The 13,331-nt window shown below is 57.4% G+C and carries 9 protein-coding genes and 1 pseudogene; 5 read left to right on the top strand and 5 right to left on the bottom strand.

Annotated elements, in window-relative coordinates:
• From ABYM29_RS12095 to ABYM29_RS12080, 4 genes and pseudogenes are all read left to right on the top strand, one after another.
• Positions 1-626: pseudogene (locus tag ABYM29_RS12095) on the top strand (hypothetical protein); the annotation flags it as partial.
• A 9-nt stretch (positions 627-635) separates the two neighbouring features.
• Positions 636-1,337: an orotidine-5'-phosphate decarboxylase gene (gene pyrF, locus ABYM29_RS12090; RefSeq protein WP_372865025.1), complete on the top strand. Its 702-nt coding sequence runs from the start codon at positions 636-638 to the stop codon at positions 1,335-1,337.
• Positions 1,338-1,392: 55 nt separating this feature from the next.
• A complete protein-coding gene (locus ABYM29_RS12085; protein ID WP_372865024.1) occupies positions 1,393-2,364 on the top strand; it encodes a DHH family phosphoesterase in 972 nt (323 codons plus the stop codon).
• A gap of 2 nt (positions 2,365-2,366) precedes the next feature.
• Positions 2,367-4,139: an SLC13 family permease gene (locus ABYM29_RS12080; RefSeq protein WP_372865023.1), complete on the top strand. Its 1,773-nt coding sequence runs from the start codon at positions 2,367-2,369 to the stop codon at positions 4,137-4,139.
• A 7-nt stretch (positions 4,140-4,146) separates the two neighbouring features.
• On the opposite strand, the gene ABYM29_RS12075 is transcribed toward ABYM29_RS12080, so the two are convergent.
• The 5 genes from ABYM29_RS12075 to ABYM29_RS12055 form a co-directional block, all read right to left on the bottom strand.
• Positions 4,147-4,479: a hypothetical protein gene (locus tag ABYM29_RS12075; RefSeq protein ID WP_372865022.1), complete on the bottom strand. Its 333-nt coding sequence runs from the start codon at positions 4,477-4,479 to the stop codon at positions 4,147-4,149.
• 189 nt (positions 4,480-4,668) lie between these two features.
• Entirely contained in the window at positions 4,669-6,096 is a 1,428-nt protein-coding gene (locus ABYM29_RS12070; protein WP_372865021.1) for a wax ester/triacylglycerol synthase family O-acyltransferase, read from the bottom strand.
• A 75-nt stretch (positions 6,097-6,171) separates the two neighbouring features.
• Complete coding sequence (locus ABYM29_RS12065) at positions 6,172-7,668, bottom strand: MBL fold metallo-hydrolase (RefSeq protein WP_372865020.1); 1,497 nt, start codon at positions 7,666-7,668, stop codon at positions 6,172-6,174.
• Positions 7,669-7,694: 26 nt separating this feature from the next.
• Positions 7,695-8,795: an SDR family oxidoreductase gene (locus ABYM29_RS12060; protein ID WP_372865019.1), complete on the bottom strand. Its 1,101-nt coding sequence runs from the start codon at positions 8,793-8,795 to the stop codon at positions 7,695-7,697.
• A 234-nt stretch (positions 8,796-9,029) separates the two neighbouring features.
• Entirely contained in the window at positions 9,030-10,310 is a 1,281-nt protein-coding gene (locus ABYM29_RS12055) for a hypothetical protein (protein WP_372865018.1), read from the bottom strand.
• Between the two features lie 359 nt (positions 10,311-10,669).
• On the opposite strand from ABYM29_RS12055, the gene ABYM29_RS12050 reads away from it, so the two are divergent.
• Positions 10,670-13,156, top strand: a complete 2,487-nt coding sequence (locus ABYM29_RS12050) for a TonB-dependent receptor (protein ID WP_372865017.1) — start codon at positions 10,670-10,672, stop codon at positions 13,154-13,156.
• The last annotated feature ends 175 nt before the right edge of the window (positions 13,157-13,331 follow it).

Here is a 13,331-nt window from a genome sequence, read left to right as displayed (position 1 = left end):
GCGGGGCGATTAGCTGCGCGCTGAGTCACTACTACTGTGAGATGGCCGAGCAGCATTTGGCCGAGGCTAATGAAGCCGCAGCGAGGCGCTGCTTGCAAAAAGCCAGGCAGAGCGATGGCAACAACGTCAGGGTTGTGCTGATGTTGGCGAGTTTGTCGCTGCGCGACCAGCCCGAGTACAGCCTCAATCTGTTACATCGCATTGCCGAGAGTCAGCCGGCGTTCGTGCCGGAAGTGCTGCCGTTGTTTCGCGAAGCCTTTATGCGTTTGCCTGAGGCGGCCTCCTATCTTGCTGCGCTGCGGCCGCTGGCGTCCGCCACCGATAGTTCGGCGGTGCATATCGAGGTGGCGGAGCAAATGGATGACCACGAGCTGGCATGCGGTTATCTGCGGGAAGTACTGAATAAACGCGCTACGCTTAAGCTGATGTTGGCCGCCTTAAGCCGCCAGCTGTATGCCGATGTGCACGCGCGGCCGTTGGTGCAAAGTCTGCAAGCCCTCTGCGCTGAGCAGCCAAGCTACTGTTGTCGACATTGCGGTTTTTCTGGCCGCAAGTTGCACTGGCTGTGTCCCAGTTGCGAACAGTGGGGTACCATTGCGCCCATCCGTGGTATCCAAGGCGATTAGAATATTCCCATGACTGTGACTTCACCAGTACTGGTTGCGCTAGACGTTGCAACCCAAGACCAGCTCCACGCTCTCGTCGATCAATTAGACCCAGCCCAGTGTCGTCTAAAGGTTGGCAAGGAATTGTTCACCTTGTTTGGCCCGCAGGTTCTCGACGAGCTGCATCAGCGCGGGTTTGAAGTGTTTCTTGATTTGAAGTTTCACGATATCCCCAACACGGTGGCCGCTGCCGTGCGCGCCGCTGCCGAGCGCGGCGTGTGGATGGTAAATGTGCACGCCAGTGGCGGCTCGAAAATGATGCGTGCGGCGCGTGAGGCCTTGCAGCCTTTTGGTGACAAGGCGCCGCTGTTGATAGCCGTCACGGTGCTGACCTCCATGCAAGACAGCGATCTGGCGGAGCAGGGGATTGGCCGCACTGCTGCCGAGCAGGTCAGCCACCTCGCCCAACTGGCTGAAGACAGCGGTATGGATGGCGTGGTTTGCTCTGCCCAGGAAGCGCCAATGTTGCGCGCGGAGCGCGGTGAAAACTTCGTGCTGGTGACGCCGGGAATTCGCCCGGCTAATAGCACCCGTGATGACCAGCAGCGAATTGCTACCCCCGCGGAGGCGATGGCACTGGGCAGTAACTATTTGGTTATCGGCAGGCCGATTAGTCGCGCCGAGCAGCCCTTGCAGGCGCTGCGCGACATCAATCGCGAGCTGGGTGTTTGAAGCGCATTAGGTCGGGCGTGGGTACATAACAAAAGCACAACAGGACAGGAAAAACATGGCAGTAATAGATGTATTTAATGGCGACGCTGACGGCCTGTGTGCGCTGTTGCAACTGCGTTTGGCCGACCCGCAAAGCAGTCAGTTAGTCAGTGGTGTGAAGCGCGATATTGCGCTATTGGATCGTGTAGATGCCAGCGCTGGCGATTGTATTACGGTGTTGGATGTTTCGCTGGACAAAAATCGAGAGGGCCTGCAAAAAGTGCTGGCGGCGGGCGCCGAGGTATTTTATGTCGATCATCACTTTGCCGGCGAGATCCCCGACCACCCTAAACTCAGTACGCGTATCAACACTGCTGCGGATGTCTGTACCAGCTTGTTGGTGAATGGCCATTTGCAAGGTGCCTATGCCGAGTGGGGGGTCGTCGGTGCCTTTGGCGATAATTTGCGCGTCAGCGCGCAGGCGCTGGCCAAGCAGTGCGACCTCAACGCGGCAGAGCTAGGCCGGCTGGAAAGCCTGGGCATCTATCTCAACTACAACGGCTACGGCGCCAGCTTAGACGATCTGCATTTTTCCCCCGTCGAGCTGTTTGCAAAGTTATTGCCCTACAGCAGTCCCCTGGCGTTTATGGATGAGGGGGCTGAAACCTTCGAACAGCTGGAGTCGGGCTATCACAACGATATGCGTGCGGCGGCCAAGTTGCCACCGGTGCATCGCAGCAGCGCGACAGCGGTCTATGTGTTGCCCAATGAGCGCTGGGCGCGGCGGGTCAGCGGCGTGTACAGCAATGATTTGGCCAATGCCTACGTGGATCGCGCCCATGCGGTACTGACTGAAAAGGCGAATGGCAACTATTTGGTCAGCATCCGCGCACCACTGAATAACAAATGTGGTGCCGATGAATTTTGCCGGCAGTTCCCCACCGGTGGTGGCCGCGCCGCCGCCGCGGGTATTAACGATTTAGCCGGGGATAGCCTCGATCATTTCTGCGAGCAATTCGACGCTTTTTATCGCGCATTGGCAGGCTGACTATGTTGACTATCGAGGCCTGGGTGACCCTGGCTGTGATCGGCGCTTGTCTCATCGCCCTGGCCTTCAGTCGCAAGCCCGCGGATATGGTGCTCTGCGGTGGCGTGACGGTGCTGCTGCTGCTGGGCATCCTCAGCCCAGAGGAGGCGCTGTCGGGTATGTCCAACGAGGGCATGGTGACGGTGGGGGTGTTGTTTATTGTTGCCCAATCACTGTCGGAAACCGGTGTAGTGAGCTGGATCTCTAACAATGTATTGGGAAGGCCGAAATCCGCGATGGCAGCGCAGCTGCGCCTGATGACCCCAGTGGCGGTGTTCAGCAGCATTCTCAATAACACGCCTGTGGTGGCGATGCTGATTCCGGCGGTGCGCGATTGGGCCAAGCGCAATCAGCTGTCGGTGTCGCAGTTGATGATTCCGCTGAGCTACGCCGCCATTGTGGGCGGTACTTGTACTCTGGTGGGCACCAGTACCAACCTTGTGGTCAATGGCATGTTGCTTAACTATGCGCCGGAACAGGGTTTGGGGATGTTTGACCTGGCGTGGGTCGGGGTGCCCTGTGTACTGCTGGTCATGCTCTTTGTGTTGTTGTTTTCCCGTTATCTACTGCCCAATCGCGGTGGCCGCGAAGAGCGTTTCGGCGATACCCGCCAGTATATTGTCGAAATGTTGGTGGAACCGGGCAGTCCAGTGGTAGGGCAGAGTATTGAAGAGGCTGGCTTGCGGCAGCTGCCGGGTATGTTCCTGGTAGAGATTGTGCGCAATGAGCAGATTATGACCGCTGTGTCGCCCCACGAAAAGCTGCGCGGCAGTGATCAGCTGGTGTTTGCCGGCGATGTGCGCTCGGTGGTGGATCTGAAAAATATTCACGGCCTCAAGCTGGCGGAAAAACAAGTGTTTAAGCTGGAGGCCGGCAATGTCAATCGCTGCTTGGTCGAGGTGGTGATTTCCCACAACTTTCCGCAATTGGGGCGGCGGGTGCGGGATATGCGGTTTCGCAATCACTATGGGGCGGTGGTTATTGCGGTGTCGCGCAATGGTGAGCAGCTCAAGGGTAAGCTCGGCGATATTGAACTGGAAGCCGGCGATACTCTGTTGCTGGAGGCGCATGAGGATTTCGTCAGCAATCAGCGCTATTCCAAAGATTTCTTGTTGGTGAGCGCCATTGAGAATTCGCGCCCGGTGCGCCACGAGCATCGCCTGCGCGCCTCGTTGATTATGTTGGCGATGGTGTTAAGCGTGGCATTTGGCTGGCTGTCGATGCTCAAGGCGGCGTTTCTGGCCGCTGGGCTGATGGTATTAAGCAATTGTATCCGCGCCAGTGAGGCGCGTCGCAGTGTCGACTGGCAGGTATTACTGGTGATTGCGGCGTCCATTGCCCTAGGCAGTGCGCTGGAAAAAACCGGCGCTGCCGATGTTATGGCCCAGGGTATTGTCGGGCTGGCGGCGGGTTCTCCGCTGGCGACGCTGGCCGCAATTTTCGTGGTGACGGCGCTGTTCTCAGCAGTCATCTCGAATCTCGCGGCGGCCGTGATTGTCTTTCCGGTTTCCTTGGCCGCCAGCCAGCAATTGGAGGTCAGTGTGCTGCCTTTTGCGGTAACGCTGATGATGGCGGCGTCGGCGAGCTTTGCGACACCGATTGGCTATCAGACCAACCTGATGGTTTATGGCCCCGGTAACTACCGTTTTTCGGATTTCTTGAAGATGGGGGTGCCGCTAACCTTTTTAGTGGGGGCTGCGACGGTCATTATCGTTCCCCAGGTTTGGCCGTTCTAAGCGGGGCTCAGCGCTCGCAGTAGCGCTCGGCCTCGCCGCTAAACTGATTGCCGTTGAGTAATTGACGGTGGTCGCTCACCGCCACGGCGACGTCAATGCGCACAAAGCCATTTTCCAATAAGCGTTTGCAGGCTATTTTTGCCAGTCTCTTGGCCTTTACACGACCAGTGTCGGCGCTGAGCAACAGGCGGTTGTAGCGAATCCATATGGCCTTGTGCGTAGCGAATTCGGGCGAATTTTCAAAATAGCGCTGCATTTCGCGGTGGCCGCGGCTGAAATCAGCTTCCGCTAATGTCGTGCCAGGCAGCAGCAGTGCCGCCGTCAGTAGTAAGTATTTCATTGCTCGCGCTCTACAGAATTTCTCCATGCAGTGTAGCGCTTTGCCGCTGGCTAGGGGGGGAGGATTAAATTTAAAGGGCTATTTTTTTAGGCGCGAATGACTGCGCTGACTGCTAGTGGGGCTGTGGCTTGCAGAAAGGCTGGCGCGGTTGTCACCCGGTGCCAGCCTTATTTCTACAGCGCGAGGTGTTTATTCGGCGGTGCAGGCGGCCAGTGTTTCCTTGTAGCTGTCGCTCAGACACTGCTGGTAAAACTCGGGGTCGGGCATAATTTCTCGGCAGCTCACGGCAGTGACCATCAGCATGTCTTCGTGACTGACCACGCTTTGGAAGAGTCCCGTGCCCGGCATGATCGGCCCCAGGGCCAATCCACCTACCGCTTTGGCGCCGAGCAAGTAATAGGGGATGGGGGAGCCGGGTACGTTGGTAATAATGCTGGTTGGCGCACTGGGCAGTAATGCTTTTAATCGCGGAGTACTTTCACCGTGGCGCACTTTAAGCACCGACTTGGTGATCCACGGCGGCATGATTTGGCTAAGCTCCGGCAGCAGATTGGGGCCGATGGTCTGAGCGTATTGCTTGGCATTTTTTGAGGCTTTCTGGATGGCTAACAGCCGTTCTTTGGCGTCGGCAATTTCCGAGCAAAGGGGGATGTTGATGGTGGTGATTTGGTTGCCGTCGGTCCCGTCGCTGTCGCTTACGCGCAGGTTAACCGGCGCCTGTGCTACCAGGCTGTCCTCGGGCAGCTCGCCTTTGGCTTCGAGGTACTGACGCATGGCGCCGCTGAATACCGCGAGCATAAACTCATTGAGCGTCACGCCGATTTTCTTGCGTGCAGCCTGTGTCTCTGACAGGGATAGCTGCAGCGAGGTAATCACCCGGTAGGGCGACGGTACATCGTTAAAGCGGGTTTTTGGCGTGCTTTTGGGTGCCTCCAGCTCGCCGGCTTTGACCGCTTTATTGACGGCGGCAATGCCCTTTGCCGCGGACTTTACCCCGTTGACCATTTTACCTGTTCGGCGGACGGTGTTGAGAGAGCTGCGCAGTAGCAGGTCGAGTTTAGACGGCTTATTTTCCGTAACGAAGGCTTGGCCGCTGTTGCTGAATTCACGTTTTGTCTCGGCGTCGAAGTCGTGAATCGTTGTAAATAATTTCGCGGCGGCAACGCCATCCATCGCGGCGTGGTGAATCTTGGTCATCACGGCAAAACTGCCCGCCGGAATGCCCTCGAGCTTATCCAGGCCTTCGATAACAGTCACCTCCCACAGTGGGCGACTGCGATCCATGGCGCGTGAGTGCAGACGCGCCAGCTGAATATGAAACTGGCGCCAGTCACCGGGTTTGGGCAGTGAAATATGACGCACATGAAACTCAATATCGAAATTGGGATCTTCTATCCAATACGGTTGGTCCAGTGACAGCGGCACTTCCACCAAGCGGCGAGTGAACAGCGGAACCTCGTGCATGGCGTCTTGAAAGAGATTGAGAATATCTTTAAAGCGCACATGACCGTTCGGCGTTGTGGATTGGTCGTAAATTGCCACAGAGGCAAAGTGCATCGGTAGTGAATGGGATTCGCCGAGTACAAAGGCGGCGTCCATGGCTGATAGCTGCTGCATAATTGATCCTTATTAGCAGAATGAAATAGGGCGGCTGTTGCCGCCCTCGTTAAATGCTGAATGGTTTGCTGCCGGCTATTTTGCTGTGCGGGACATCAGCCGCTGTCTGGCCGCGGCCATACGGTCGAGATAGGTCAGCATTTCCTGGGTATTGCTGGCCGGATCGAGCATGCGCGCCGTGTAGGCATCGATGACCAATTGCTGAACAGCGGCACTATTTGGCGCTGAATCAAACAGCCAGTCAGCAAAATGGCAGGCCAGCTTCAACTCACCGCTTGTCAGCAGTTGCTGCGTATAGTTCAACATTGCCTCAATGCCGCCGCCAAAGTCCGCAATGGCCTGCCCAACTTCTGCGCTGGTGGCCGGCGACCAGTTAGAGGGAATGTCATCCCACCAGCCAGTGTATTGCTTGAGTACCATTTTAACGATGTCTTGAGGGGTCACATATTGGACATTCAGGGTCGGATGGCTAGCTAGGTGTTCTGGCAGCTTGGCGTTGTGGTAGATATGGTCTTTGCGCGTGCCCTTGTTCAGCTCGGTAATGGTGTAATCCACCAAGTACTGCAGAGCCTCGGCGTGGGCGCCTAAGTTTTCCTGAATAACGGCTGGGTCGCTGAGCAGCTCTCCGTGGGCGGGCAGCACCACAGCGGGGTTTAGGGCGACCATCTCACGCAGGGCGGCGGCCCATTCTTCAACATAGCGCTGTACGCGTTTGCCATTGCCGGCATTGGGCAAAAAGCCTTGGTAGTAATCAGCCGAGGCAATCATGCGCCGCTCGGGCAGCCAGACAAACAACTGGTCATCGGTTTCGCCGGGGAAGTGGCGCAGTACGATGCGTTCACCACCAATCTCCAGCTCCAGAGTGTCGCCGCTGAAGGTGCGGGTTGGCCATACCAGATCGTTTTCACTGGCGGGCAACTGCTCCGTGGGCTGAGACATATAGGGGCCGATGCTGCCACGCAGGCGAATATAGCGGTTGAAGCGCGCCAGCAGTTTTTCATGGGCAATAATTTCAGGGGTCCAGCCGGCTTCCAGCAGTGCCCAGGTGCCGTAGGCGTGGTCGACGTGGCCGTGGGTATAAATAATGGTGTGCAGGGCTTTGTCGCTGACGCTTTTAATGGCGTCGACCAAGGCTGGCCCGGCGGGCCCCATGCCGGTGTCTACCAGTACCAGGCCGGCATCGGTTTCGAATAACGCCGCGTTAACGATGGGCATGCGGATCAGCCAACTGCGCGGGCCAGCGGGCACCACCGAGGTTTTGTCACTGACGTCGGCAGCGGCTTCAGGGTGGTCGTGGGCGAACATGTTCTGCGCGGCCAGGCGCGAGTACTGACCGCCAAAACTGCCGCCTTCAGAGAGGCGGGCCATCAGTGCGGGATTTTCCAGCAGCACCAGCGCTCGGGTGTCGAGGTCGGCGGCAGTGACGGCGGTTTCCAGCGCTGCTGTTTTTATATTTTTGGCGCTGCTGCGCAGCGAGTCGGCAGCCTGTTTGCCCGCGTCGCTGCGGCCTAATAACAAGCCTAGCGCCGTGAAAATAACGGCGAGGAATAAGTATTTAGCAAGGTTTCTCATGGTCTGCCCCTCGAAAAAGAATTGGATTAAACAGCGCTGCGTTCAGGGTCGAGATGCTGTTCCCAAAAGTCCCACAAAACGTTGGCGTAGTCTTCTAGGTCTGGCAGTGTTATAGCACTGTCGGCCAAGGCCCGCTGGGTTTCAGTGGAGTCGTATTGGGTATCCCACTGCATCATTTTTATCGCTTCTATCGGCAGCCCGGCGTTTTCAACCAGCCGGCTGCCCAGGCGCTGGAGGAGCTTAATGGTCAGCAGCTCTCGCAGAGGGGGCTTGTCGGGGTTGAGTTGAATGCGCTCACTTAGCGGTGTAGCCCCTGCTACTTTGGCAAAAATATTGGTCATTTCAGTCGCCGAGTATTGGCGGGTGTTCGTCAGCTGGAAGCAGCCGCCGTCTAAGTCGGGCTGGTGAGCGATGTGATCCATCGCGTCCACCACGTAGTCCACCGGAACTAGGTTTAGGCTGCCGGCGTTCACTCCCGGTAATCGGAGCCACGACGGTAGGCCGCGCAGTTTTTTTATCATCGGGAAGCTGTAATAGGGGCCGTCTATCTTGTCGATTTCGCCGCTAGCGGAATGACCGAGGATGCCGCTGGGGCGGTAGATCCGCCACGGCACTTGGCACTCCTTGCGGACAATCGCCTCGGAGGCGTGTTTGGTTCTGAAATAGGCGTTGTTCAGGTTTTCTGCTTCTTCAAACATGTCCTCGCGAAAGGTGCCCGAGTACATGCCTGACACCGCTGTTGAACTGACATGCTGAAAGCAGCCGGCTTGTAAAGCCTGTGCGCAGTCAATGGCATTGCGGGTGCCGTTAACATTGGCAAGCTGCTGCTCTTCTTCACTGGCGGTTAAATCGTAAATTGCCGCAACGTGAAAGAAATGGGCGATGGAGCCTCGCAGCTTGTCGATGTCGGCGTCCGAAAGTCCGAGGCGCGCGTCGCTCAGGTCACCAACAACGGCAACGAGCTGCTCACTACTGGCGTTCAGCAGATTCCGCAGTTTGTCGATTTTCGCGATAGAGGCTGCGCGTGTCAGCACATAAATCCGGCCGCCGCGGGCGAGCAGGCGCTCGATCAAAAACCGGCCGACAAAACCGGTGCCCCCGGTGACAAAGTAGTTGTTACTGTCCATAGTTTTACCTCTATATCAGCATTTTGTTTGGCGTTGCGTGTGGTTGCGCGACCAAGGTGGAATGCCTACGTCATTGGGAGAAGAATAAAAAAGGCCCTCCGCAGTGCAGAGCACTGCGTGGGTGCGGGCCAAGCCTGGAGGATAACCAGTAAAAATGATGAGACATTACCGCTGGCGTACGCGGCAAGGTCTTGCTCAAAGCGTTGTGACGTGTTGCGGCCGAGTTGCACGGCATTATTTTGTCCCCGCTGCGTGGGCCTTGTGCAGGGCATCGCTCAGGCGAAGCAGGGCCTTCCCGTAGGGGGCCAGCAGAGCTGCTGAGGTGACCACGGGGGTGTCGCCCGGGGTGTGGAAGAAATGGTGACTGCCGACCAGCCCCATTGCCGGGTAGCCGTGTTCAATGATCGCGCCCAGCTCCGAATGGCTGCGATTCAGTGCCTTACTGGGGAGAATTTCGATGTCGGGCACTGCCTGGAAGGCGGTGCTGGCGGCGGCGAGGGCCGCGGGAGCCGCGTAAAGGCGATTGTAACTGTGAATGCGTTCAAGGGGGATCAGTTGTCCACCTTCGTCTTGCCAGTCGCGTGCGCCAATAGATGCGCCGAGGTGTAACCACAGTGCGACCTCTTCAGGGGGAGGCATTTTCGTCAGGCTGAGCTGGGCGCCCATCATCCCCAGTTCGTGGCCGCTGTTGGCGACAAATAGCCAGTTGTAGGGGGTTGTTTGCTCGGCGATGTGTTCGGCTAGGCCCAGCCACAGCGCGACGCCGCCGCCGCGCTCGCCGGCGCATTGAAACCAGCCGCTACTGGGGGTGGAAATGACGACCCATGGGGCGCCGTCTATGGGGCTTGCCGGGAAGCGGCCGAGAATATTTTGGGCTGTTGCCGCTTGGTAGCGGCCGTTACTGGTCAATTCGACGCTTTGTTGCTGTTGCAGGGCTGCGGCCAAGACGGGGTGGTTCTTGGCGGCCACGGCAACGGTGGGGATGGCCAGCGGCTGCTGTTGCTCTGCATTGCTGGCGTAAATCTCTGAAGAGGGGTGAGGGGCGGCGATAATCAGCGCCAGCGCCCCTTTTTTGGCGGCCTGCTTGGCTAATTCCGCGGGGCGCAAACGGTACCAAGGTGAGGCCTCTGCGGGGGCCAGGTAGGCGATATGGCCTTCCAGTACTGGGCTGTCGAACGGCAGCAGCGCGGCGTTGATGGGCGCGTCAGTGGCTTGCGGGAACCAGTGGGGAAAGACTTCGATGTTGCGCCCGGCAATTGTCAGCTGCTGTTGTTCCGGGAAGAATTGCTCGACAGTAAAGTCCTGGCTGTCTACGGCAAAACCCGCCTGACGGAGCTTGTCGGCCAGCCACTGGCTGGTCTGTCGATCCGCCGCAGTGGCGGTGCGGTGGTCGCCTAAGGCGGCGTAGTGTTCTATCGATTGATAGAGTGCGCTGCCACTGAGGCTGCGTGGGTTCGCTAAGCTGGGTAATGTGCAAGTCGCCAGGGCTAGGCCGACTATCAAATTGCGCAACATTAGCACTCCTCGATCTTGGTTGGTGTTGTTATGAACACACCTTAGTCAGCGCGGCGGTTTTAGCCCAGCGAATGTGAAAGCGATGAAAGTCTGTGTTGGCGATTTTCTCCTAACCTTTTGAAAAATATTAAATATATTATTAAGTTTCAGCGAGTAAGAGGGCGGCGATGTGGCGTGGAAAGACGCCAACAAAGGTGATGCATACCGGCCTTTGGTGTTTTATCACTCGCCCTCGGATACCGCCTATTGGGCGAAATGACAGGCTTGAGATTGTCAAAACAGCGTTGCCCGTATCGCCAGCCCGGTTATACTCGGGGCGGCTAAAACACATAAAAATAAAATTGCCACGCGGAGTCTCTATGTTTGAACGTCGTAAACTGGCATTGCTCAGCAGTGCGTGTTGCCTTGCCCTATTGTCGGCGCCGTCACCGGGGTATGGGGCTACCCTCGAAGAGGTGATCGTCACCGCGCAGCTGCGCGAACAAAGTCTTCAGGATGTACCGGTTTCCGTCAATGCCATGTCCGGCGAAAAGTTGATGGAGGCGGGACTGAATAAAATCCAGGACCTGCAGGCCTATGTGCCTAATCTGACCATGTCGGAAAATGGCATCGGTACGGCTATCTATATCCGCGGTATTGGCTCGGGGATTAACCAGGGCTTTGAGCAGTCGGTGGGTATGTATGTTGACGGGGTTTACTACGGCCGCGCCCAGTTGGCGAGGGCGCCATTTCTCGATCTCGCCCGCGTTGAAGTATTGCGCGGGCCACAGAATATCCTCTACGGCAAAAACAGCATCGCCGGGGCTATAAGCATTATTACTGCCCGCCCCATCGACGAGTTTGAAGGCTCGGTGTCGGCGGTCTATGAGCCCGAATTCGATGAGCAGGTGTTTGACCTGGTGTTATCGGGGCCGGTTTCCGATAACGTCGGTGTGCGTTTTGCCGCCCGGAAACGGGAATTTGGTGGCTTTATCGAGAATCTGACCCTGGGCCGCGACGAACCTAACTATAAGGAAGAGACACTGCGGCTGAAACTGGTTTGGGATGCGGCCGATGATTTGACGCTGGCGTTTAAGGCCGAGTTGGGTACCTTCGATGTACTGGGTCGCCAGGTGGAGATCATCAATGATCGGCCCTCCACCAGTACCAACCCACTGTTTGCCGGCCGCACCTATGCTGAAATCGCCGATGAGACCCAAGTACCCGGAGTGCTGGACATCGATAGTCACGACTCGGTGCGCAATAATTACCAGGACTTCAAGCGCTCGTCTAATGGCGACCACAGTTACAACGATACGCTGAACTTCACCTTCAGTGCCGAATGGCTGCGCGACGAGCATGTGTTTAGCGCCACTACCGCCTATGTGGCCTACGAGTACGACGACCTCTGCGACTGTGATTTCACCGCCGCAGAGGGTTTTAAGCTGGTGCTGCAGGAGGACTACGAACAGATCAGCCAGGAATTTCGCTGGATGTCGCCGGCGGGGCGCGACTGGGAGTTTATTGCCGGGCTCTACTTCCAAAAAAACGAGCTGCATTTCTTTGACAGCATTATTGTCGACTCCGATTTGATCGTGCAGCTGATCAACGCCGCCGATGCGACCGAGGGCGGTGCGCGCGGTGACCGCGATCCCAACCCGCTGGCGACCTCACCCGAGGAAATTGCCGGTATTGGCGATGCCGGTAATGCCATCGCCAATCTGACCTCGCCGCGTGATTTCAACAGTGACTCATTGCTGGGCTCGGGGTTTTTGCAGGCCACCTGGAATATGCGGGAAGATCTGCGCCTGACACTCGGCGGGCGCTATAGCTACGAGAAAAAGACCGGCAGCCGGAAATTCCGCTTCGGTAACTTGGACTACAGCGACCGCCCCTTTGGCGAAACCGATACCGTTGCCGCTATCAGCTTCGCCGCCGAGCGCCACGACCTCAAAGGCAAGCGCAGCGAGTCGCAGTTGTCGCCGTCGATCAATCTGCAATTCGACGTCAATCCCGACATCATGACCTACCTCAGCTGGAGCCGCGGCTTTAAATCCGGTGGTTATGATGCCCGCTCCAATGCCTCGCCCAGCGCTGACCCGGTGCCGCGCAATCCTAATGCGCCGGCCGATAACACTCCGCGCCCGGTGTTAATTGGTACCTTCGAGTACGAGGAAGAAGAGGCCGAAAGCATCGAACTCGGCGCCAAAATGACCCTGCTGGAAGGGGCGGCGGAGTTCAATATTGCCGTGTTTAATACCCGCTACGACAATCTCCAGGTCAGTATCTTCGACGGTACGCTGGGCTTCAATGTCGGCAATGCGGCCAGCGCCGTTACCCAGGGTGTGGAACTCGATGGCCGCTGGCAGATCACCGACTCGCTGATGTTGGCCGGGGCCTTGGCCTTCCTCGATTTCGAGTTTAAAGACTATGAGAACGGCCAGTGTCTGGCTGGCCAAGCGCCGAACTCGCCCGATGGTATTAACTGCGATTACAGTGGCAAAACCAACCAATATGTCGCCGATTGGGCGGGTAATGTGTTGGCGGTGTGGCGCGCGCCCATCACCGATCGCCTGGGCATGGCCATCAGCCTGGATGCAATTTTTACCGACGACTACAACCCCTCGCAGAACCTCGACCCCGCGGTGGCCCAAGACGGCTATGTGAAGTGGAACGGCCGCATTGGTATTGGCGCCCTGGATGAGAGCTGGGATGTTGCCCTGGTGGGGAAAAATCTCACCGATGAAACCATCATCACCTACGCCAGCGATACCCCCACTTCATTCACCATCTTCGGTGCCAAGGGGCACTACGCCTTTCTCGAATCGCCGCGCAGCATAGCCTTGCAGGCTAACTACCACTGGTAGTGGGCAACAGTTAGCGCCTCGCATCGAGGCGCTAACTAGGGCGCGGCCCGGCTGAATGGCAGAGGCTAATCTCTAGGCAATAAAAAAGGCCGCATCCGAGGATGCGGCCTTTCCATGTTTGGCTCCGCCTGCTGGGCTCGAACCAGCGACCCAATGATTAACAGTCATTTGCTCT

This window comes from Spongiibacter sp. (genome assembly GCF_041602295.1).
Taxonomy (GTDB): domain Bacteria; phylum Pseudomonadota; class Gammaproteobacteria; order Pseudomonadales; family Spongiibacteraceae; genus Spongiibacter.
The sequence above is the reverse complement of the archived record's forward strand: the minus strand, read 5'-3'. Positions and strand labels throughout refer to the sequence as shown.

What these genes read in the sequence shown, in the direction of transcription:
- pyrF (WP_372865025.1), top strand. Translation starts at nt 636, where the DNA reads ATGACTGTGACTTCACCAGTACTGGTTGCGCTAGACGTTGCAACCCAA.
- ABYM29_RS12085 (WP_372865024.1), top strand. Translation starts at nt 1,393, where the DNA reads ATGGCAGTAATAGATGTATTTAATGGCGACGCTGACGGCCTGTGTGCG.
- ABYM29_RS12080 (WP_372865023.1), top strand. Translation starts at nt 2,367, where the DNA reads ATGTTGACTATCGAGGCCTGGGTGACCCTGGCTGTGATCGGCGCTTGT.
- ABYM29_RS12075 (WP_372865022.1), bottom strand. Translation starts at nt 4,479, where the DNA reads ATGAAATACTTACTACTGACGGCGGCACTGCTGCTGCCTGGCACGACA.
- ABYM29_RS12070 (WP_372865021.1), bottom strand. Translation starts at nt 6,096, where the DNA reads ATGCAGCAGCTATCAGCCATGGACGCCGCCTTTGTACTCGGCGAATCC.
- ABYM29_RS12065 (WP_372865020.1), bottom strand. Translation starts at nt 7,668, where the DNA reads ATGAGAAACCTTGCTAAATACTTATTCCTCGCCGTTATTTTCACGGCG.
- ABYM29_RS12060 (WP_372865019.1), bottom strand. Translation starts at nt 8,795, where the DNA reads ATGGACAGTAACAACTACTTTGTCACCGGGGGCACCGGTTTTGTCGGC.
- ABYM29_RS12055 (WP_372865018.1), bottom strand. Translation starts at nt 10,310, where the DNA reads ATGTTGCGCAATTTGATAGTCGGCCTAGCCCTGGCGACTTGCACATTA.
- ABYM29_RS12050 (WP_372865017.1), top strand. Translation starts at nt 10,670, where the DNA reads ATGTTTGAACGTCGTAAACTGGCATTGCTCAGCAGTGCGTGTTGCCTT.